Genomic DNA, 17,470 nt, shown 5'->3' on the forward strand with positions numbered 1-17,470 from the left:
TCATGAAACAGGGACGTTTCATTCTTTATCATAATAACCACTGTTTATGGAACGACGTGCTGGTTATGGAGTCGTTTCCCCAGCGCCTGCTTGGCATGCTACATCAGTCAGGAATCCCGCGGCAACGAGCCTACTGGTTTCCGCGCTGCTCAGCCATCCATAGCTGGGGTATGCGGTTTGCGATTGATGTGGTCGGGCTGAATAAAAAGCAGCAAATTGTGGCCGTGCATCGGAATATTCAACCGGGCCGGGTGTTACATATTCCTACGGCAGCTTCAGTTATCGAGTGTGAAGCGGGCTATCCGTTGCCGCTGGAAAGTTGGCAGGGCTGTAACCTGCAGTTTATCCAGAAGGAAGTCAGTTATGGTTAAAGCTATATGGTTACTATTGGCGCTGGCTGTCGCGGGCTGCACTGCTACCGGGAAATCTGTGTATAAGCCCGCTACCGAACGTTCAATGAAGGCGGCTGAAACAGCGTACCGGCAGGGCGATCTACACCTGGCCGAAGGGTTGCTGCTCGAGCTTGTGAAAGACGGTGATAATAGTGCGCCGGGTTGGTGTTACCTCGGCCACATCAGTTTTCGCCAGCATCGATATGAGGAGGCCCTTGCCGCTTACCAGCGGTGTCTTGAGTTTCGCCAGCAGCAACCGGACATCTGGCGAAATATGGCGGCGTTGCGACTGCGACAGGCTACTGAGCTTCTGCTTAGTGGTACAGCTTATTTAGCTGCAGGCGAAGTGAGTACCGAGCAGCAGCGTTTTAATCGGGAGTACCATAAATTATTGCAGCAGCTGATGGTCCTTCAACAAGTGGATACAACCTTATTGAAAAGGCCGGGTCATGGGGCAGAATAATGGCTTCGCGCTGCCACTCGTTACTGCGTTGCTGACCTTATTTGCCGGTGCCTGGCTGAGCTACCAGGCCCCCAATCAGGAGCTGAATGACCTACGGCGGGCCCAGCAACTTCATCAGGAATTCCTGTTCTGGCACCAGGGCGTCTTGTTATATCGAAAAAACCATGGCTACTGGCCCGCGACCCTTGCCAACCTGGCCAACAGCTATAGTTTGCCGCCCGTGCCAGACTGGCTGCGGGGACAAGATAATCTGGGAAACTTCAGGTTCGTTATCAGTGGCATCACCGACAGTCAGCTGGCGCACTTTTATGAACCACTGGAGACGCTCGCTCAATATAATGGTGATGAGTTGGATATTAGTTTGCCGGAGCCGGGTGGCGCCGCCAGCTCGTCTGTTAAGGTACTCCGGCTCAGTGCGCAGCCTCCGCTGATGGAGACCCCGTTGTCGCTAAATAGCCATGAGATATTTAATGTTGCTGCATTGAGCGCGAGTTTGCTCGCCACGCAGACGGTGAAAGCTGCTGATTTGATCATCACAGATATTACTATTAACGAACTGACGGTTCGTGACCTGTACGGTGATGATGTAATCGCTGACGGGGCATCATTAAATCAGCTTTATAGCAGCGCGGTGGCCCTTTACCAGGCGTTATGGGATTGCATGTATGTTTCGGGCTATTGTCTTGATAACTCCAGTGCCTATTAGTCTGATTCTTTGTCGGCAAACTGCTCTGGCTTTTTCCGTAAATCCTGGGTATTGGCAATCATTTTCAGATGTAAGTGTAAGCCGGCTTTGGCCAGCAGATGAGCGCTGATAGGCGCAGTCAGAAACAGAAAGATAGCGATCAGTAGTTCGTGCGCACTGAAGTGTGTGGTTACTGAAAAATAGATGCTGGAGCCGATAATGATACCGCCAACGCCCAGCGTCGTGCTTTTGGTCGGCGCATGCAGGCGCGACATGAAATCGGGTAGCCGCACCAGGCCAATCGAGCCGACAAAGGCGAAGCTGGCGCCCAGTAATATGAAAAATGAAATTAACCAGTCTGCCCATACAGGAAGGGTAGCCATCAGAATATCCTCACTCGATTATATCGCCGCGCAGCAGGAATTTAGCCGCTGCCACAGTGCCGATAAAGCCCAACATGGCAATCAGTACGGCAGCTTCAAAGTAGAAGGTCGTATGATGCCAGATGCCAAATAAAATCAGCAGGGCCAGCGAATTAATGTAAATAGTATCCAGCGCGAGAATCCGGTCCGGTAAATCCGGCCCGCGGAATAAGCGCCAGATATTCAGCATCAGCGATAATGCCATTAATAAAAATGCGATCTGTAGCGCGTAAATTAACATTGGAAAATCTCCTGCAGCCGACGCTCATAACGCGTTTTTATCTGCTTGATCATAGCCTCGGGATCGCGCACGTTGAGCCCGTGAATAAGCAGGCTTCTGCCATCCCGGCTAACTTCAGCAGTAATAGTGCCCGGGGTAAGGCTAATAGTACTTGCCAGGATGGTAATAGGGATTTCACCGCGAATATCCAGCGGATACTCAATTAACGCTGGGCTTATTCGCCGTTGTGGTACCAGAATTATTGCGGCGATATTAAAGTTAGACAGAATAATATCCACGATCAGTAACAGCAGGTACTGTAGCGCTTTCAGGGGCCGGTGAAGCGTTAACGTGAAGTCCCTCGCGCGATTGGTATACAGCGGAATCAGCAGCGCAAAAACTGCGCCTAATATCACCAGGCCCGGTGTTATCGAATTTTGTAAAAGCAACCAGAAAAACAATAAAAACAGGCTCAACCAGGGTGCTGGAATAAACTTACTCATGAGCCCCTCCGGATTGGTTTAACACAGTCGAAATATAGGTCTGCGGATGCATCAGATCAGCAGCGATAGCATCAGTGTAAGAACTTATTGGCCGGGCGAACAGTGTCATTACAACAGCGCCGGTAAGCAATAAAGCTATCGCGGCAATCTGCCCGGCAGGGCTTTTCTCTTCGGCAGCCTTGCCTTCGAAGGTATGCCAGAACATCCGGCTGCCAGCGCGAGCCAGTGCAACCATGACCAGGAAGCTGCTAACCAGCACTAAAGGCCATAGCAAAGCGAGCTGGGCGCCAGTGCGAGCGGCTTCCAGAATGAATAACTTGCCAATAAAACCGGATAACGGCGGCATCCCGATTACGGTAATCGCCGATACCAGAAATAACATACCTAATACTGCGTGTTGGGCCAGCTTACGTCCTTTGACGATGCGAGAGGCCGTTTTGCCCCGCTGCCTAGCAATGATGTCCACCAACAAAAATAAAGCGCCGGTAACCAGGGTAGAGTGAACCAGATAGTAAATCACCGCACTGGTAGCGCGTTCGTTGCCCATACTAAAAGTGGTCAGCATAGTGCCTACTGAAATGACCACCAGGTATGAAACCACCAGTCGCATATCGCGGCTACCGATCGCCCCGATACTACCTAACGCCAGGGTTGCCAGACCCAGCCACCACAGCCAGTCATAGCCAAGCATGGCGGCCTCAGCGCCACCGGCACCAAAAATAAGAGTAAATACCCGCAAAATGGCGTAGATACCGACCTTGGTCATGATGGCAAATAGCGCGGCCACTGTGCCCGTCGTCATGGCATAAGCCTGGGGAAGCCAGAAATAGAGCGGTAATAATGCGGCTTTAAGACCGAACACAACCAATAATAATACACCGCCAGCGCGGGCGATAATCGCATCGTCACCGGTAAGGGCCGCCACTTTTACCGCCATGTCCGCCATATTAAGGGTGCCCGTTATACCGTAAAGCACACCCAGACTGATCAGAAAGACAGCCGAGCCAGTCAGGTTTAACAGCACGTAATGCAGGCAGGCTCTTAACTTTAATTTGCCACCACCATGCATTAGCAGGGCATAACTGGAAATAAGTAGGATTTCGAAGAATACGAACAGGTTAAACAAATCACCGGTTAAGAAGGCGCCGATAATACCAACCAACTGAAACTGAAAAAGCGCCTGAAAATGCGATCCCAGGTTATCTTCGCCATAGCAGGCATAGATAAGCACGGGTAATGCCAGTATTGCGGTCAGTAAAACCATCAACGCGGATAAGCGGTCAGCAACCAGTACGATGCCATAGGGCGCCTGCCAGCTGCCCAGCGCATACACCTGTGGGCCTTCGGTGCTGGCGATCAGGACCCCGGCGCTGATCGCAACCAATATCACGCATGAAACCAAACCGATAATACGACGATAGTACTGCGGATTCTCACCCCACGGCAGTAGCTGTAACAGCGCCGCAAACAATGGGACCAGTATGGGTAAAATAACCAGATGTTGACTCAGCATTAACGGCTACCTTCTGAATCGCTATGGTCAGGTTCATTAACTTCGTCAGAGCCTATCTCGCCACGGACCCGGACGGCCAGAATGATCGAGTAGGCAGTCATCGCGAAGCCAATAACAATAGCGGTAAGCACCAGTGCCTGGGGCAGCGGGTCGGTATAAGTTTCGCTGTGCCCGATCAGGGGCAACTGGTCGATAGCCAGGCGGCCGCTGGAGAACAGAAACAGGTTAACCGCATAGGACAGCATGGTGATGCCGATCACAATCGGAAACGACCGGCCCCGGAGTATCAGAAACACGCTACAAGCGGTTAGTACGCCAACGGTGACTGCGTATAAGGTTTCCATTAATGTCCCTCCTGACGGGGTCTGTGGCGGGTGGTCATCTGGCCGAAATTAGCCAGGATCATCAAGGTTGCCCCGATAACTGTCAGATAAACGCCCAAATCAAACAAAATCGCCGTTGCCAGCTCGAACTTGCCAACAATAGGCCACTCAACGTAGGTAAAGGCTGAGGTCAGATAATTATGATTAAACACCCAGCTGCCGATGCCGGTGAAGAACGCAATCATTACGCCTACCGAGGTCAGGGTCTGGTAGTTATAATCGAACCGGTTTTTGACCCAGTCCACGCCGTTAGCCATATACTGCAGAATCATAGCGGCGGCTGTGACCAGGCCAGCAATGAAGCCGCCCCCTGGCAGGTTGTGGCCGCGCAGGAAGATATAAACAGATACCATCAGTGCCAGCGACAATATCGTTTGCGCAACCACCTGCACTAATAACGGATGGGTGGTGCTGTGCCAGGGACGTCCGTCGACGTCGCTGGAGGGCATGAAGGGCCGCAAATTATTAAGTAACTTATGAATTCCTGCGGCGGCAATCGCCAACACTGTAATTTCGCCAAGCGTATCGAAACCGCGGAAGTCGACCAGAATTACGTTAACCACGTTAGTGCCACCACCACCGGGTACTGAGTTTGCCAGGAAGAAGTCAGAAATGGTGTTGGCCGGGCGGGTGAGTAACGCATAGTTGAGCGTGCCGACTATACCACCAACAAAACCGGCCAGCAGCACGTCACGAGCAACCCGGCGGCCGCTGGATGCGCGCGGAATTCGCTGCGGCATAAAAAACAGCGCCAGGATCATCAGCAGAATACTAACCACTTCAACCACGAGTTGGGTCATTGCCAGATCAGCTGCGGAGAAACGGATGAATACCAGACTGACCAGCAGGCCGACCACCGATAACATCATCAGTGAAGTCAGTCGCTGACGGTGGAATATCGCTGTGCCAAAAGCCGCCAGTATTAGCGCGACTGCGCCAATCATGCTGATAAAGTCTACAGGCAGCTGCGGGCGATCGCCGGTAAGAGCCTTAATCTTAACTAGTTCCGGGATAACGAAAACCAGGCTGATAACCAGCAGTGCGGCGATATAACGCTGCAGTGAACCCGTTTCGATACGCAGCATCAGCGCATCGCTTAAGGTGGTAGTGCGCTTTACCACGCTGGCAAAGATTTCTTTGGCATCATGATGATCAAACTGCCGGTTAAACGTAAAGAGTTCGTCGCGGCCAATATAGATGGCAATACCACCTGCGATGGCAAAAGCACTCATCAACAGGGGGATGTTGAAGCCGTGCCAAATCGCGATATCAATCTGGCCGGCAGCGCCCGACACGGCTGCCAGCGCAGGCTCCAGCAAGCCCGACACCATTAGCATGGGCGCGACGCCAACCAATATACACAGCGACGCCAGTACAATAACAGGGGCACGCATCATCAGCGGCGGTTCATGGGGTTCTTTGGGTAAGTCTTTGGCGGGCTCCTGGAAGAACACATCGTGTACAAAGCGGATCGAGTAGGCGACGGATAACATGCCGCCCAATGTTGCCAGTACAGGTACCAGCCAGGATAAACCACCGAACAGATCCTGCTGGTAGCTTTCAGTAAAGAACATTTCCTTGGACAAAAATCCGTTGAAAAGAGGCAGTCCAGCCATGGCGGCAGAGGTGATGACGGCCAGCACCATGGTGAATGGCATGGCTTTACGCAGGCCGCTGAGCTTGCGCATATCGCGACTACCGGTTTCATGATCAATAATGCCGGCAATCATAAACAGACCGGCTTTAAAGGTCGCGTGATTAAGAATATGGAAAATTGCCGCCAGTAATGCGCCCCGGCTACCGAGGCCCAGCAGCATAGTAATAAGGCCCAGATGGCTGATGGTCGAAAACGCCAGTAAACCCTTAAGGTCAGTTTTAAGAAGTGCGAAGTAAGCACCGAAAAGCAGTGTTGCCAGGCCGGTAAGGGTCACTATGATAAACCATTCGGGGGTTCCGCCAAGTACCGGGAACAGCCGCGCCATCAGGAAAATGCCGGCTTTAACCATAGTCGCAGAATGCAAATAAGCACTAACCGGGGTTGGCGCCGCCATGGCATGCGGTAACCAGAACTGGAACGGGAACTGCGCCGACTTTGTGAAGGCACCCAATAAAACCAGCAGCAAAGCCGGAAGATAAAATTCGTGTTCGCGGATTTGATCAGCGGCCGCAAATACTGCATCCAACTGGTAGCTGCCGGCGATATTACCAATTAACAAAATACCGGCAAGCAACGCAAGACCACCGCCGCCGGTTACCGCCAGCGCCATGCGGGCGCCACGCCGGGCGTTACTTTGCTGAAACCAGTAACCAATAAGCAAGAATGATGAGATGCTGGTCAGCTCCCAGAATAACCACATCAGGATCAGGTTATCAGCGGTGACAATACCCAGCATTGACCCCATGAACAGCAACAGATAGGCAAAAAAGCGGGGGCTGTCGTCACGGCTGCTTAAATAGTAATGAGCATAAATGACGATCAGTATCCCGATGCCGAGGATGAGCCCGGCGAACAGCAATGATAAGCCATCCAGGCGCATCGCAAAGTGCAAGCCAAGATCGGGCAGCCACGGTACCATGAGGGTAGGGATGCCGCCGCCCAGCGTTTCTGGTGCTGACAGTAGCAGTAGAGTCAGGCTGGCTAAAGTCACTAACGCCGCACTGCTGGTAATCCATATTCTCGTTTTATGCCGCAACATTAGCGGTAACAGAGCACCGAAAAACGGTAGCAAAACAATAGCTGCTAAATTCATGCGAGCCCTTATGTCGGTATCTGATACGAATCATTTAGAAAATGTCTGAAACTGAATTTACCATTTAGCTCAGCCGCTTGCCAATTGAATCGGTCGCAGCCCGCATGGCATCTGACGTATCGACTGCGGTATTGGTGACTTCATAAATAAGTATAGGGATGGGGCTTCAGACCGCGGCAAAATGATGTATAATTACTCACCTGCGGTTAACCCCTGCACGGTGAATCCGGATGAATCCGGTGTCTCCGCAATTATTTCCTTCGCGCACTACCATCGCTAAAATTTATCTGTTACAATTCGCCGCCCTTTTATATGGGGAAAGTCTTGTAAAAAAGACACATCGACTCGAGAGAGTCTTGTTTTTATTAATTAAGCGGAGCACTGCAATGATCCAAATGCAAACTACACTGGAAGTGGCCGATAACTCGGGCGCCCGCAGCGTACAATGTATTAAGGTTCTGGGTGGGTCGCACCGCCGTTACGCGAATATCGGCGACATCATCAAAGTTTCTGTTAAAGAAGCGATTCCTCGCGGAAAAGTGAAGAAAGGTGACGTCGTTAACGCGGTGGTCGTTCGCACCAGGAAAGGTGTCCGTCGTCAAGACGGGTCAGTCATTCGTTTTGACCGCAACGCGGCTGTTTTGTTGAACAATAACAAACAACCCATTGGCACTCGTATCTTTGGACCGGTGACTCGTGAATTGCGCTCTGAGCAATTTATGAAGATTGTTTCGCTGGCACCAGAAGTACTGTAAGGAGTCAGTTATGGCGGCAAAAATAAAACGTGATGACGAAGTAGTAGTCCTGGCAGGTAAAGACAAAGGTAAGCGCGGTAAAGTGCTGAAAGTCGATACCACCTCAAACCGTGCTTTCGTTGAAGGCGTTAATATCGTGAAGAAGCATCAAAAGCCTAATCCGGCCCTTGGTGTAGCTGGCGGTATTATTGAACAGGAAGCTCCTGTTCACGTTTCCAACCTGGCGGTTTATAACCCAGAGACTGGTAAAGCAGATCGTGTTGGTTTCCGAATTGAAGATGGCAAGAAAGTTCGCGTCTTCAAATCTAACAACGCAATCATTTAATTTTAATTTGGAGTTTTACGATGGCGAAACTGCATGATTTTTACAAAGAATCAGTAGTTCCTGAACTGGTTAAACAGTTCGGCTACAACAGCGTCATGCAAGTCCCTCGGATTGAAAAAATCACCCTGAATATGGGTGTTGGTGAAGCACTGGCTGACAAAAAGATTCTCGACAACGCGGCAGCAGACCTGGAAGCAATTGCAGGTCAGCGTCCAGTTAAAACCGTTGCTCGTAAATCTGTCGCTGGCTTCAAGATCCGTGAAGGCTACCCGATTGGCTGTAAAGTGACTCTGCGTGGCGAGCGCATGTGGGACTTCCTGCAACGTCTCGTTTCGATCGCAATTCCACGGGTTCGTGATTTCCGTGGATTGAATCCGAAATCTTTCGATGGTCGTGGAAACTACAGTATGGGCGTACGTGAGCAGATTATCTTTCCCGAAATCGACTATGACAAAGTCGACAAGATTCGTGGTCTGGACATCACTATCACCACTACTGCTGGCACTGATGACGAAGCTCGCGCTTTGCTCGCTGCCTTTAGCTTCCCGTTCAAGAAGTAAGGTGTAGAGTTATGGCAAAAGAGTCAATGAAAATGCGTGAGCGCAAGCGTGCAAAGCTTGTTGCTAAATACGCAGATAAACGCATCGCACTGAAAAAAGTGATCAGCGATCCGACTACATCGGATGAAGATCGTTGGGACGCTGTGCTCAAATTACAGAGCCTGCCCCGCGATTCGAGCCCTGCCCGTCAGCGTAACCGCTGTCGTGTAACTGGCCGCCCTCACGGTTTTCTCCGTAAATTCGGCATGAGCCGGATAAAAGTACGTGAGAAAGCGATGCGCGGTGAAATTCCTGGCTTGAAAAAAGCTAGCTGGTAAGCCACGGGAGAAAGCTAATATGAGCATGCAAGATCCAATTGCGGATATGTTTACTCGCATCCGCAACGCTCAGGGTGCAAACAAAGTTACCGTGCGCATGCCTGCTTCAAAACAAAAACTGGCTATTGCTCAGGTTTTGAAAGAAGAAGGTTACATCGCGGATTTCAGTGTTTCTGGTGAAGTGAAAGCTGAGCTGGAAGTTGTACTGAAGTACTTTGAAGGTAGTCCTGTTATTGAATCAATTGAGCGCGTTAGTCGCCCGGGTTTGCGTATCTATAAGAAACGCAACGAACTGCCTACAGTAATGGGTGGTTTAGGTGTGGCTGTTGTCTCAACTTCCAAAGGGCTGATGACCGACCGTGCCGCTCGCAAAGCGGGTCTTGGCGGTGAAGTCATTGGCTATGTCGCGTAACCAGGAGGTAGGAAATGTCACGTGTTGCTAAAGCACCCATTACCATTCCTGCTGGCGTTGAAGTTACGCTGAACGGTCAGGAAGTTACAATTAAAGGTGCCAAAGGCTCATTGAGCCGTGTAGTTAACGATGCAGTTGAACTCGTAAAAGAAGACAACGAACTGCGTACTGTTGCCCGTGAAGGAGTTGCTAACTCTTCCGCTCAGGCAGGTACCGCTCGCGCGTTACTACAAAATATGGTGGTTGGTGTTGCTCAGGGTTTTGAGCGTAAGTTACAGCTGGTTGGTGTTGGTTACCGTGCAAATACTGCGGGCCAGAAACTAAACCTGACGCTGGGCTTCTCTCATCCTGTTGAATTCGATATCCCACAGGGAATCACTATCGAAGTTCCAACACAAACTGAAGTTGTCGTTAAAGGTGTAGACAAGCAATTAGTCGGTCAAGTTGCCGCTAATATTCGCGCATACCGTAAGCCAGAGCCTTATAAAGGCAAAGGCGTTCGTTATGCCGATGAGCAAGTGCGCCGTAAAGAAGCCAAGAAAAAGTAAGGTAGGACGATGGACAAGAAAACAGCTCGCTTACGTCGCGCAACTCGCAGTCGTAAGAAAATGCAAGAGTTGGGTGCAAACCGCCTGGTCGTTCACCGTACACCACGGCATATTTACGCCCAGCTGATTGCACCGAACGGTTCTGAAGTACTGGCAGCTGCCTCAACTGCAGAAAAAGCTATTCGTGACCAGGTTAAAGGTACTGGTAACGTTGATGCTGCAAAAGTGGTTGGTAAGCTGATTGCTGAACGGGCGATTGAAAAAGGCGTTAACAGCGTCGCTTTCGATCGGAGTGGTTTTAGATACCACGGTCGCGTAGCCGCTTTAGCTGACGCAGCTCGTGAAGCTGGACTTCAGTTCTAGGAGACGAACATGGCAAATGCAAATGTAGAAGCTCAAAACAGTGACCTGCAAGAAAAGCTGATCACAGTGAACCGTGTAGCAAAAGTAGTTAAAGGTGGTCGTATCTTTAGCTTCACTGCACTCACTGTAGTTGGTGATGGTCAGGGTAAAGTAGGGTTTGGTTACGGTAAAGCACGCGAAGTTCCAGCTGCGATTCAAAAAGCAATGGAAAAAGCGCGTCGCAACATGGTAACCGTTGAGCTGAAAGGCGACACCCTGCAGCATCCTGTAAAAGGCCGTCATTCAGGTTCACAGGTTTTTATGCAGCCAGCTTCTGAAGGTACAGGTATCATCGCCGGTGGCGCGATGCGTGCAGTACTTGAAGTAGCCGGTGTACACAACGTGCTTTCAAAAGCATATGGTTCAACCAACCCAATCAACGTTGTCCGGGCGACCATTAAGGCGCTTAACAACATGAAGTCGCCTGAGCAAGTGGCGGCGAAGCGTGGATTGCGCGTTGAAGAAATTTTGGGGTAGTGAACAATGGCGAAAAAGACAATCAAAGTAACACAGACGCGTAGCTCAATCGGTCGTTTACCGAAGCATAAAGCTACTCTACGTGGTTTGGGTCTGCGCCGTATTGGTCACATGGTCGAGCTGGAAGATACCCCAGCCGTCCGTGGCATGGTGAACCAAGTCACATACATGGTAAAGGTGGAGGATTAAGCAATGTTTTTAAACACTATCTCCCCTGCGCCTGGTGCTAAGACCAGCAAAAAGCGTCTCGGACGTGGTATTGGTTCAGGCCTGGGTAAAACTGGTGGTCGCGGTCATAAAGGTCAGACATCACGTTCTGGCGGTACTGTGAAGCCAGGTTTCGAAGGCGGCCAAATGCCAATCCAACGGCGTCTGCCGAAGTTTGGTTTTACTTCTCGTAAGTCACTTGTGACTGGCGAAGTAAACCTGGCTGAGATTGCAAAAGTTGCTGGTGATACCGTAACTTTGGCTGCTTTGAAAGAAGCAGGTTTGGTTCGTAACGACATTCTGAACGTAAAAGTCATTAAGTCGGGCGAAATCAACCGAGCCGTTACAGTTCAAGGCATCAAGGTCACCAAAGGCGCCCGCGAAGCTATTGAAGCTGCTGGCGGCAAAATCGAAGGATAGAGCAAATGGCTAAACCAGGATTGGAATCTAATAGAGCTCAAGGTGGCACGTCGGAACTTAAGCGTCGACTGCTGTTTGTACTCGGCGCGTTAATCGTGTTCCGCGCGGGCTCCTTTGTGCCGATTCCTGGTATAGATGCCGCTGTACTGGCGCAATTGTTCGATCAGCAAAGAGATACCATCGTTGCCATGTTTAACATGTTCAGCGGTGGTGCTCTTGAGCGTGCATCGGTCTTTGCGTTAGGTATTATGCCGTACATTTCGGCCTCGATTATCATGCAGCTGGCGTCGGTGGTTCACCCACGCTTAGCAGAACTGAAAAAAGAGGGCGAATCAGGCCGGCGTAAAATCGCACAGTATACGCGTTGGGGTACGTTGATACTCGCAACGTTCCAATCTATTGGTATAGCTACAGGCTTGCCAAATCTGATGCCAGGTCTGGTTATCGATCCCGGTTTTGGATTTTACTTCACTGCGATAGTGAGCTTGGTTACCGGCACCATGTTTTTGATGTGGTTAGGTGAGCAAATTACTGAGCGTGGGATTGGTAACGGTATCTCTATTCTCATATTCACCGGTATTGTTGCGGGCTTACCGTCGGCCATTGGCCAGACGGCGGAGCAAGCGCGGCAAGGTGATTTACATTTATTACTGTTATTGCTGATTGGTGTGATTGTGTTAGCGGTGACCTACTTTGTCGTGTTTGTCGAACGTGGCCAACGTCGCATTGTAGTTAACTACGCAAAACGCCAGCAGGGCCGTAAAGTCTTTGCTGCACAGAGTACTCACCTGCCATTGAAAGTGAATATGGCTGGTGTTATTCCCCCAATCTTTGCATCGAGCATTATTTTGTTCCCGGGCACTATGGCTACCTGGTTCGGCCAGGGCGAAGGTGCGGTAGCAAACTTCCTGCAAGAGCTGGCTCTGACGTTATCGCCAGGCCAACCTTTGTATGTGATGCTTTATGCAGCGGCAATTATATTCTTCTGTTTCTTCTATACCGCGTTGGTATTTAACCCACGCGAGACAGCAGATAACCTGAAGAAGTCAGGTGCGTTCATTCCGGGTATTCGCCCAGGTGAACAAACCTCACGATACATTGATAAAGTAATGACCCGGCTGACGCTCGCAGGCGCGCTATACATTACCTTTGTCTGTTTAATTCCTGAGTTCATGATGATTGCCTGGAACGTACAATTCTATTTTGGTGGTACGTCCCTGTTGATTATTGTTGTAGTTATTATGGACTTTATGGCGCAGGTCCAGACGCATCTGATGTCCCATCAGTATGATTCGGTCCTGAAAAAAGCTAACCTGAAAGGCTACGGCCGGTAAGGTTAGATTAATTACGGAGTGTAGCAATGAAAGTTCGTGCTTCCGTGAAGAAAATCTGCCGTAACTGTAAGATTATCAAGCGCAACGGTGTTGTGCGTGTTATCTGCAGTGACCCTAAGCACAAACAGCGGCAAGGTTAATTCGATGAAGAAGTCCGCGGCCAAAAAAATATTTTTGGCTGCGGCTTTGATATGTTTGCAATCAGGCGACCGGTTGAGTATCCTAACGGGCTTTTCAGCTGGTGACCCATAAACTAAAGGAGACGTGTTAGTGGCCCGTATCGCTGGCATTAACGTTCCTGACAATAAGCATGCAGTCATTGCCCTGACTGCGATTTACGGTATCGGCCGTACTCGTTCACAGCATATTTTAGCTGCGACTGGTATTGCAGAAGATACTAAAATCGGCTCTTTGTCAGAAGAGAAATTAGACGAGCTTCGTGAAGCAGTAGGTAAATTTGCTGTGGAAGGCGATCTTCGCCGCGAAGTTTCAATGAACATCAAACGCTTGATGGACCTCGGATGTTACCGTGGCCTTCGTCATCGTCGTGGCTTGCCTCTACGTGGACAGCGCACTAAAACTAATGCGCGCACCCGTAAAGGTCCGCGTAAACCTATTCGTAAATAAGGGGGGAGTGAGAAATGGCTAAAACACCAACTCGTTCTCGTAAGCGCGTTAAAAAGCAAGTCGCAGATGGCATGGCTCATATCCATGCGTCTTTTAATAACACCATTGTGACTATCACCGATCGGCAGGGTAATGCTCTGTCATGGGCGACAGCTGGTGGTTCTGGTTTCCGTGGTTCACGTAAATCGACCCCGTTTGCAGCCCAGGTTGCAGCTGAGCGTGCAGGTGAAATGGCAAAGGAATACGGTTTGAAAAACCTTGAAGTGTTCGTCAAGGGCCCAGGCCCTGGCCGCGAATCATCAATTCGTGCGTTGAACGCGGTAGGTTATCGCATCACTAATATTACTGATGTGACACCGATTCCTCACAACGGATGTCGTCCGCCTAAGAAACGTCGCGTTTAATAGGCGTCCTACGATAGTTGGAGAAAGATCATGGCAAGATATTTGGGTCCTAAACTCAAACTGAGTCGTCGCGAAGGAACAGATTTGTTCCTGAAAAGCGGCGTCCGTGCAATCGAGACAAAATGTAAGCTCGAGAGCGCACCGGGTCAGCATGGCGCACGTCGTGGCCGTCTGTCTGATTACGGTTTACAGCTACGTGAAAAGCAAAAAGTTCGTCGTATGTACGGCGTGCTGGAAAAGCAATTCCGTAACTATTACAAAGAAGCTGCCCGTATTAAAGGCAACACTGGTGAGAATTTGCTGCAACTGCTGGAGCAACGCCTGGATAACGTCGTATACCGTATGGGATTCGCGTCTACCCGTGCTGAAGCTCGTCAGATGGTCAGCCACAAAGCAGTGGTAGTGAACGGCCAGGTAGTCAACATTCCGTCGTTCAAAGTTCGTCCTGAAGATGTTGTGTCTGTTCGTGAAAAAGCGAAAAAGCAGGCGCGTATCGCAGCAGCACTGGAACTCGCTGAACAGCGTGAAAAACCAGTGTGGATAGAAGTAGACGGTAGCAAATTGGAAGGCCAGTTCAAACGCCTGCCAGAGCGCACAGACTTGTCTGCTGAAATTAACGAACAGTTGATCGTAGAGCTTTACTCTAAGTAAAGCTTAAGCATAAAGAGAGGACACAATGCAGGGTTCTGTTACCGAATTCCTAAAGCCAAGGCTAGTCGATATTGAACAAATCAGCCCGACTCACGCAAAGGTGACGTTGGAGCCTCTTGAGCGTGGCTTTGGTCACACGCTGGGCAATGCTCTGCGCCGTATCTTACTTTCGTCAATGCCAGGTTGTGCAGTGACCGAAGTGGAAATCAATGGTGTACAGCACGAGTACAGCAGTAAAGAGGGCGTTCAGGAAGATATCATCGAAATACTGTTAAACCTGAAAGGGTTAGCAGTGCGCATGGAAGGCAAAGATGAAGCTAAACTGACCTTGAAAAAATCCGGAGCAGGCCCTGTCTTGGCTGGTGATATCACCCACGATGGTGATGTTGAAATCGTCAACCCGGACCACCTCATTTGCACCTTAACGGGTGATACTGAAATCGAAATGACGATTTTAGTAGAGCGTGGTCGTGGTTACGTTCCAGCTGCGGCACGTCAGTCTGCTGACGATGAAGAACGTCCAATCGGTCGTTTGCTTGTTGACGCTTCTTTCAGTCCGGTCGAGCGTATTGCTTACAACGTAGATTCTGCGCGTGTTGAGCAACGTACCGACTTGGATAAACTGGTTATCGACATGGAAACCAATGGCACTTTAGATCCTGAAGAAGCCATTCGCCGTGCAGCAACTATTCTGGCTGAACAGCTGGAAGCTTTTGTTGAACTGCGTGATATGAGCGAACCGGAAGAGAAAGAAGAAAAACCAGAATTCGATCCGATTCTGTTACGTCCGGTAGACGATTTGGAATTAACTGTGCGTTCTGCGAACTGTTTAAAAGCAGAAGCTATTCAGTACATTGGTGACTTAGTGCAGCGTACTGAGGTTGAGTTGTTGAAGACTCCTAACCTTGGTAAAAAATCGCTGACCGAAATCAAGGATGTGCTTGCATCACGTGGTTTATCTCTGGGCATGCGCCTCGAGAACTGGCCACCAGCAAGCCTTGCTGATCGCGACTAAGTTCATCTTTTACAGAGAATTACTGAGAAGGGTATAGGTATGCGCCATCGTAAGAGTGGTCGTCAACTCAACCGCAACAGCAGTCATCGCAAAGCGATGTTCAGCAATATGGCAAGCTCACTGGTTCGTCACGAAGTGATTAAAACCACGCTGCCGAAAGCGAAAGAACTGCGTCGCGTTGTCGAGCCGCTAATCACATTAGCGAAGCAAGATAGTGTAGCTAACCGCCGTCTGGCGTTCGCTCGCACTCGCGATAAAGAAGTTGTCGGTAAACTGTTCACCGAGCTTGGCCCGCGTTATCAAGAACGCCCAGGTGGTTACACTCGAATTATGAAGTGTGGCTTCCGGAGCGGAGACAACGCACCAATGGCTTATGTTGAATTGGTTGATCGTCCAGATGTAGATGCTACTGAAACTGAAGAAGTGGCAGTAGAGGAATAAGTTAAAGCGCAGCTCAGGCTGCACTGAGACAAACTAAAAAGCCGGCCTGTGTAAACAAGGCCGGCTTTTTTAATGGGTGTCGGTTCCACTCTAATTGATCAGGCGGTTTAGTTCCTGGTCAGAGATACCGTAGTTTTGCGCTACTGCCTGTAGACGCTCGTAACTGATACCAGCGCGGTGGGCTCCTCTGAGGGTCTGTTCAATGCGTTCGCGTCGGCTGGTCGTCTCAGCCAGGTTGCTTGCACTATCTTCTTCGCCGACTAAATCGCCGACCAGGGTAGCAATATAGTTGCCAAGGGCTGGTGCAGCTTCAAGGATAGTCTGAACGATAAGCTCTAACTGACCGGGCTGTTCGTTGCTTACTTTAGTCAGAATGCTCTGAGCCATCTCGGGTTCAGCCCGCACCGCTACCCGGATAAGATGTTCCAGGTGAGTGTTGTTCTGTTCGCTTACGGTAGCAACGATGTCATCGGCGTAACTCGGTTCGGCTTCAACGGCTACCCGCACGATGTCAGCAGGATCAGCGACCCCCATATTCAACGCCATCGTTATGATGTCGCGGGTGAACGCGGGTTCAGCATCGATAGCGGCGCGGATTAAATGCTTGTAACTACTTGGATAGCGATCGAAGGCGGTATACATAATAGCTTCGACATGTTGTGGATAGTTACTTAACAAGACGCGGACTGTGCGGGTATGAGAGAAGTTGCGCTTAGCATAATAGCGAAACATTCGTTCGTATGTTTGTGCCAGGCGCTGATTAGACTCATCGAGCTGGTAATTCTCTGGCGACATAGGGCGTACTAACGGCGGTTCGTTCGCATTTACAGACGTCGTTACTAGTAATGCTGTTGCCAGCATTCCTGCAATAATCTTCATTGGCGCACCATTTTTTATAGTTAGTCTTTATCAAGTTTGGTAAGGACCGGTTAAAGACCTTAACAGTGTTTATAGACCATAGATAGTTAAAGATCGTTCAATTTGGATAAAAAATAAGCAAACGATCGGGGAAGCCTGAAAAAGATCTTGCAGGTGCGGTGGAGATCTCTATAATTCGCCGCCGTTGTCACCGATAAGGTGGCGCGGGTTGAGGGATTGTCAGTCACTGTCCGGGCAATAAAAAGATCCGAAAGGATCTTGACCTTAACCGGGGAAAGCGTAAAATACGCATCCCGCTTCAGAAAGAAGCGAACGCTCTTTAACAATATACCAAGCCAAGCAAACTGTGTGGGCACTTACCGGAT

The 17,470-nt window shown here is 50.0% G+C and carries 27 protein-coding genes; 20 read left to right on the plus strand and 7 right to left on the minus strand.

Annotation, left to right across the window (positions count from 1 at the left end; translation table 11 throughout):
* Nucleotides 1-2 precede the first annotated feature (2 nt).
* The 3 genes from R3196_RS07360 to R3196_RS07370 are packed head-to-tail and all read left to right on the plus strand — an operon-like array spanning nt 3 to nt 1,561.
* Complete coding sequence (locus R3196_RS07360; RefSeq protein WP_318936129.1) at nt 3-371, plus strand: DUF192 domain-containing protein; 369 nt, start codon at nt 3-5, stop codon at nt 369-371.
* A complete protein-coding gene (locus R3196_RS07365; protein WP_318936130.1) occupies nt 364-855 on the plus strand; it encodes a tetratricopeptide repeat protein in 492 nt (163 codons plus the stop codon). The genes R3196_RS07360 and R3196_RS07365 overlap by 8 nt, the downstream gene beginning before the upstream one ends.
* Nucleotides 842-1,561, plus strand: a complete 720-nt coding sequence (locus R3196_RS07370; RefSeq protein WP_318936131.1) for a hypothetical protein — start codon at nt 842-844, stop codon at nt 1,559-1,561. Before R3196_RS07365 ends, R3196_RS07370 begins: the two co-directional genes overlap by 14 nt.
* On the opposite strand, the gene R3196_RS07375 is transcribed toward R3196_RS07370, so the two are convergent.
* The 6 genes from R3196_RS07375 to R3196_RS07400 are packed head-to-tail and all read right to left on the minus strand — an operon-like array spanning nt 1,558 to nt 7,331.
* A complete protein-coding gene (locus tag R3196_RS07375) occupies nt 1,558-1,923 on the minus strand; it encodes a Na+/H+ antiporter subunit G (protein WP_318936132.1) in 366 nt (121 codons plus the stop codon). The genes R3196_RS07370 and R3196_RS07375 overlap by 4 nt on opposite strands.
* A 10-nt stretch (nt 1,924-1,933) precedes the next feature.
* A complete protein-coding gene (locus R3196_RS07380) occupies nt 1,934-2,203 on the minus strand; it encodes a K+/H+ antiporter subunit F (RefSeq protein WP_318936133.1) in 270 nt (89 codons plus the stop codon).
* Nucleotides 2,197-2,685, minus strand: coding sequence for a Na+/H+ antiporter subunit E (locus tag R3196_RS07385; protein WP_318936134.1), 489 nt, complete (start codon nt 2,683-2,685; stop codon nt 2,197-2,199). The genes R3196_RS07380 and R3196_RS07385 overlap by 7 nt, the downstream gene beginning before the upstream one ends.
* On the minus strand, nt 2,678-4,198 hold the full coding sequence (locus R3196_RS07390) for a monovalent cation/H+ antiporter subunit D (RefSeq protein WP_318936135.1): 1,521 nt from the start codon (nt 4,196-4,198) through the stop codon (nt 2,678-2,680). The genes R3196_RS07385 and R3196_RS07390 overlap by 8 nt, the downstream gene beginning before the upstream one ends.
* Nucleotides 4,198-4,542: a Na+/H+ antiporter subunit C gene (locus R3196_RS07395; protein ID WP_318936136.1), complete on the minus strand. Its 345-nt coding sequence runs from the start codon at nt 4,540-4,542 to the stop codon at nt 4,198-4,200. Before R3196_RS07395 ends, R3196_RS07390 begins: the two co-directional genes overlap by 1 nt.
* Nucleotides 4,542-7,331 (minus strand): monovalent cation/H+ antiporter subunit A, encoded by a 2,790-nt coding sequence (locus tag R3196_RS07400; protein ID WP_318936137.1) that lies wholly within the window; start codon nt 7,329-7,331, stop codon nt 4,542-4,544. Before R3196_RS07400 ends, R3196_RS07395 begins: the two co-directional genes overlap by 1 nt.
* A 386-nt stretch (nt 7,332-7,717) precedes the next feature.
* On the opposite strand from R3196_RS07400, the gene rplN reads away from it, so the two are divergent.
* The 17 genes from rplN (at nt 7,718) to rplQ (ending at nt 16,226) form a co-directional block, all read left to right on the plus strand.
* On the plus strand, nt 7,718-8,086 hold the full coding sequence (rplN, locus tag R3196_RS07405; RefSeq protein ID WP_034777048.1) for a 50S ribosomal protein L14: 369 nt from the start codon (nt 7,718-7,720) through the stop codon (nt 8,084-8,086).
* 10 nt (nt 8,087-8,096) lie between these two features.
* Nucleotides 8,097-8,411: a 50S ribosomal protein L24 gene (gene rplX, locus R3196_RS07410; RefSeq protein ID WP_318936138.1), complete on the plus strand. Its 315-nt coding sequence runs from the start codon at nt 8,097-8,099 to the stop codon at nt 8,409-8,411.
* 20 nt (nt 8,412-8,431) lie between these two features.
* Nucleotides 8,432-8,971, plus strand: coding sequence for a 50S ribosomal protein L5 (gene rplE, locus R3196_RS07415; RefSeq protein WP_034777036.1), 540 nt, complete (start codon nt 8,432-8,434; stop codon nt 8,969-8,971).
* Nucleotides 8,972-8,982: 11 nt separating this feature from the next.
* Nucleotides 8,983-9,288, plus strand: coding sequence for a 30S ribosomal protein S14 (rpsN, locus tag R3196_RS07420; protein ID WP_318936139.1), 306 nt, complete (start codon nt 8,983-8,985; stop codon nt 9,286-9,288).
* Between the two features lie 19 nt (nt 9,289-9,307).
* Nucleotides 9,308-9,700 (plus strand): 30S ribosomal protein S8, encoded by a 393-nt coding sequence (rpsH, locus tag R3196_RS07425; RefSeq protein WP_318936140.1) that lies wholly within the window; start codon nt 9,308-9,310, stop codon nt 9,698-9,700.
* A gap of 14 nt (nt 9,701-9,714) precedes the next feature.
* Nucleotides 9,715-10,248: a 50S ribosomal protein L6 gene (gene rplF / locus R3196_RS07430; protein WP_318936141.1), complete on the plus strand. Its 534-nt coding sequence runs from the start codon at nt 9,715-9,717 to the stop codon at nt 10,246-10,248.
* A gap of 9 nt (nt 10,249-10,257) precedes the next feature.
* Entirely contained in the window at nt 10,258-10,611 is a 354-nt protein-coding gene (rplR, locus tag R3196_RS07435; RefSeq protein ID WP_318936142.1) for a 50S ribosomal protein L18, read from the plus strand.
* A gap of 9 nt (nt 10,612-10,620) precedes the next feature.
* Entirely contained in the window at nt 10,621-11,127 is a 507-nt protein-coding gene (rpsE, locus tag R3196_RS07440) for a 30S ribosomal protein S5 (protein ID WP_034777026.1), read from the plus strand.
* A 6-nt stretch (nt 11,128-11,133) separates the two neighbouring features.
* Nucleotides 11,134-11,316: a 50S ribosomal protein L30 gene (gene rpmD / locus R3196_RS07445; protein ID WP_034777024.1), complete on the plus strand. Its 183-nt coding sequence runs from the start codon at nt 11,134-11,136 to the stop codon at nt 11,314-11,316.
* A gap of 3 nt (nt 11,317-11,319) precedes the next feature.
* Nucleotides 11,320-11,754 (plus strand): 50S ribosomal protein L15, encoded by a 435-nt coding sequence (rplO, locus tag R3196_RS07450; protein WP_318936143.1) that lies wholly within the window; start codon nt 11,320-11,322, stop codon nt 11,752-11,754.
* Between the two features lie 5 nt (nt 11,755-11,759).
* Nucleotides 11,760-13,088, plus strand: coding sequence for a preprotein translocase subunit SecY (secY, locus tag R3196_RS07455; RefSeq protein WP_318936144.1), 1,329 nt, complete (start codon nt 11,760-11,762; stop codon nt 13,086-13,088).
* A 26-nt stretch (nt 13,089-13,114) separates the two neighbouring features.
* Nucleotides 13,115-13,228 (plus strand): 50S ribosomal protein L36, encoded by a 114-nt coding sequence (rpmJ, locus tag R3196_RS07460; RefSeq protein ID WP_318936145.1) that lies wholly within the window; start codon nt 13,115-13,117, stop codon nt 13,226-13,228.
* 130 nt (nt 13,229-13,358) lie between these two features.
* Entirely contained in the window at nt 13,359-13,715 is a 357-nt protein-coding gene (gene rpsM / locus R3196_RS07465) for a 30S ribosomal protein S13 (RefSeq protein ID WP_318936146.1), read from the plus strand.
* Between the two features lie 14 nt (nt 13,716-13,729).
* Nucleotides 13,730-14,119 (plus strand): 30S ribosomal protein S11, encoded by a 390-nt coding sequence (rpsK, locus tag R3196_RS07470; protein WP_034777015.1) that lies wholly within the window; start codon nt 13,730-13,732, stop codon nt 14,117-14,119.
* A gap of 30 nt (nt 14,120-14,149) precedes the next feature.
* The gene (rpsD, locus tag R3196_RS07475) at nt 14,150-14,770 is read left to right on the plus strand and encodes a 30S ribosomal protein S4 (RefSeq protein WP_318936147.1); all 621 of its coding nucleotides are present in this window, start codon (nt 14,150-14,152) and stop codon (nt 14,768-14,770) included.
* A gap of 25 nt (nt 14,771-14,795) precedes the next feature.
* The gene (locus R3196_RS07480) at nt 14,796-15,785 is read left to right on the plus strand and encodes a DNA-directed RNA polymerase subunit alpha (protein WP_318936148.1); all 990 of its coding nucleotides are present in this window, start codon (nt 14,796-14,798) and stop codon (nt 15,783-15,785) included.
* A 39-nt stretch (nt 15,786-15,824) separates the two neighbouring features.
* The gene (rplQ, locus tag R3196_RS07485; protein WP_318936149.1) at nt 15,825-16,226 is read left to right on the plus strand and encodes a 50S ribosomal protein L17; all 402 of its coding nucleotides are present in this window, start codon (nt 15,825-15,827) and stop codon (nt 16,224-16,226) included.
* Nucleotides 16,227-16,316: 90 nt separating this feature from the next.
* On the opposite strand, the gene R3196_RS07490 is transcribed toward rplQ, so the two are convergent.
* Nucleotides 16,317-17,105 carry a hypothetical protein gene (locus tag R3196_RS07490; RefSeq protein WP_318936150.1) on the minus strand — a complete coding sequence of 263 codons (789 nt, stop codon included), beginning with the start codon at nt 17,103-17,105 and terminating at the stop codon, nt 16,317-16,319.
* Nucleotides 17,106-17,470: the final 365 nt, after the last annotated feature.

It is taken from the genome of Pseudidiomarina sp. (assembly GCF_033722695.1).
Taxonomy (GTDB): domain Bacteria; phylum Pseudomonadota; class Gammaproteobacteria; order Enterobacterales; family Alteromonadaceae; genus Pseudidiomarina.

What these genes read in the sequence shown, in the direction of transcription:
- R3196_RS07360 (WP_318936129.1), top strand. Translation starts at nt 3, where the DNA reads ATGAAACAGGGACGTTTCATTCTTTATCATAATAACCACTGTTTATGG.
- R3196_RS07365 (WP_318936130.1), top strand. Translation starts at nt 364, where the DNA reads ATGGTTAAAGCTATATGGTTACTATTGGCGCTGGCTGTCGCGGGCTGC.
- R3196_RS07370 (WP_318936131.1), top strand. Translation starts at nt 842, where the DNA reads ATGGGGCAGAATAATGGCTTCGCGCTGCCACTCGTTACTGCGTTGCTG.
- R3196_RS07375 (WP_318936132.1), bottom strand. Translation starts at nt 1,923, where the DNA reads ATGGCTACCCTTCCTGTATGGGCAGACTGGTTAATTTCATTTTTCATA.
- R3196_RS07380 (WP_318936133.1), bottom strand. Translation starts at nt 2,203, where the DNA reads ATGTTAATTTACGCGCTACAGATCGCATTTTTATTAATGGCATTATCG.
- R3196_RS07385 (WP_318936134.1), bottom strand. Translation starts at nt 2,685, where the DNA reads ATGAGTAAGTTTATTCCAGCACCCTGGTTGAGCCTGTTTTTATTGTTT.
- R3196_RS07390 (WP_318936135.1), bottom strand. Translation starts at nt 4,198, where the DNA reads ATGCTGAGTCAACATCTGGTTATTTTACCCATACTGGTCCCATTGTTT.
- R3196_RS07395 (WP_318936136.1), bottom strand. Translation starts at nt 4,542, where the DNA reads ATGGAAACCTTATACGCAGTCACCGTTGGCGTACTAACCGCTTGTAGC.
- R3196_RS07400 (WP_318936137.1), bottom strand. Translation starts at nt 7,331, where the DNA reads ATGAATTTAGCAGCTATTGTTTTGCTACCGTTTTTCGGTGCTCTGTTA.
- rplN (WP_034777048.1), top strand. Translation starts at nt 7,718, where the DNA reads ATGATCCAAATGCAAACTACACTGGAAGTGGCCGATAACTCGGGCGCC.
- rplX (WP_318936138.1), top strand. Translation starts at nt 8,097, where the DNA reads ATGGCGGCAAAAATAAAACGTGATGACGAAGTAGTAGTCCTGGCAGGT.
- rplE (WP_034777036.1), top strand. Translation starts at nt 8,432, where the DNA reads ATGGCGAAACTGCATGATTTTTACAAAGAATCAGTAGTTCCTGAACTG.
- rpsN (WP_318936139.1), top strand. Translation starts at nt 8,983, where the DNA reads ATGGCAAAAGAGTCAATGAAAATGCGTGAGCGCAAGCGTGCAAAGCTT.
- rpsH (WP_318936140.1), top strand. Translation starts at nt 9,308, where the DNA reads ATGAGCATGCAAGATCCAATTGCGGATATGTTTACTCGCATCCGCAAC.
- rplF (WP_318936141.1), top strand. Translation starts at nt 9,715, where the DNA reads ATGTCACGTGTTGCTAAAGCACCCATTACCATTCCTGCTGGCGTTGAA.
- rplR (WP_318936142.1), top strand. Translation starts at nt 10,258, where the DNA reads ATGGACAAGAAAACAGCTCGCTTACGTCGCGCAACTCGCAGTCGTAAG.
- rpsE (WP_034777026.1), top strand. Translation starts at nt 10,621, where the DNA reads ATGGCAAATGCAAATGTAGAAGCTCAAAACAGTGACCTGCAAGAAAAG.
- rpmD (WP_034777024.1), top strand. Translation starts at nt 11,134, where the DNA reads ATGGCGAAAAAGACAATCAAAGTAACACAGACGCGTAGCTCAATCGGT.
- rplO (WP_318936143.1), top strand. Translation starts at nt 11,320, where the DNA reads ATGTTTTTAAACACTATCTCCCCTGCGCCTGGTGCTAAGACCAGCAAA.
- secY (WP_318936144.1), top strand. Translation starts at nt 11,760, where the DNA reads ATGGCTAAACCAGGATTGGAATCTAATAGAGCTCAAGGTGGCACGTCG.
- rpmJ (WP_318936145.1), top strand. Translation starts at nt 13,115, where the DNA reads ATGAAAGTTCGTGCTTCCGTGAAGAAAATCTGCCGTAACTGTAAGATT.
- rpsK (WP_034777015.1), top strand. Translation starts at nt 13,730, where the DNA reads ATGGCTAAAACACCAACTCGTTCTCGTAAGCGCGTTAAAAAGCAAGTC.
- rpsD (WP_318936147.1), top strand. Translation starts at nt 14,150, where the DNA reads ATGGCAAGATATTTGGGTCCTAAACTCAAACTGAGTCGTCGCGAAGGA.
- R3196_RS07480 (WP_318936148.1), top strand. Translation starts at nt 14,796, where the DNA reads ATGCAGGGTTCTGTTACCGAATTCCTAAAGCCAAGGCTAGTCGATATT.
- rplQ (WP_318936149.1), top strand. Translation starts at nt 15,825, where the DNA reads ATGCGCCATCGTAAGAGTGGTCGTCAACTCAACCGCAACAGCAGTCAT.
- R3196_RS07490 (WP_318936150.1), bottom strand. Translation starts at nt 17,105, where the DNA reads ATGAAGATTATTGCAGGAATGCTGGCAACAGCATTACTAGTAACGACG.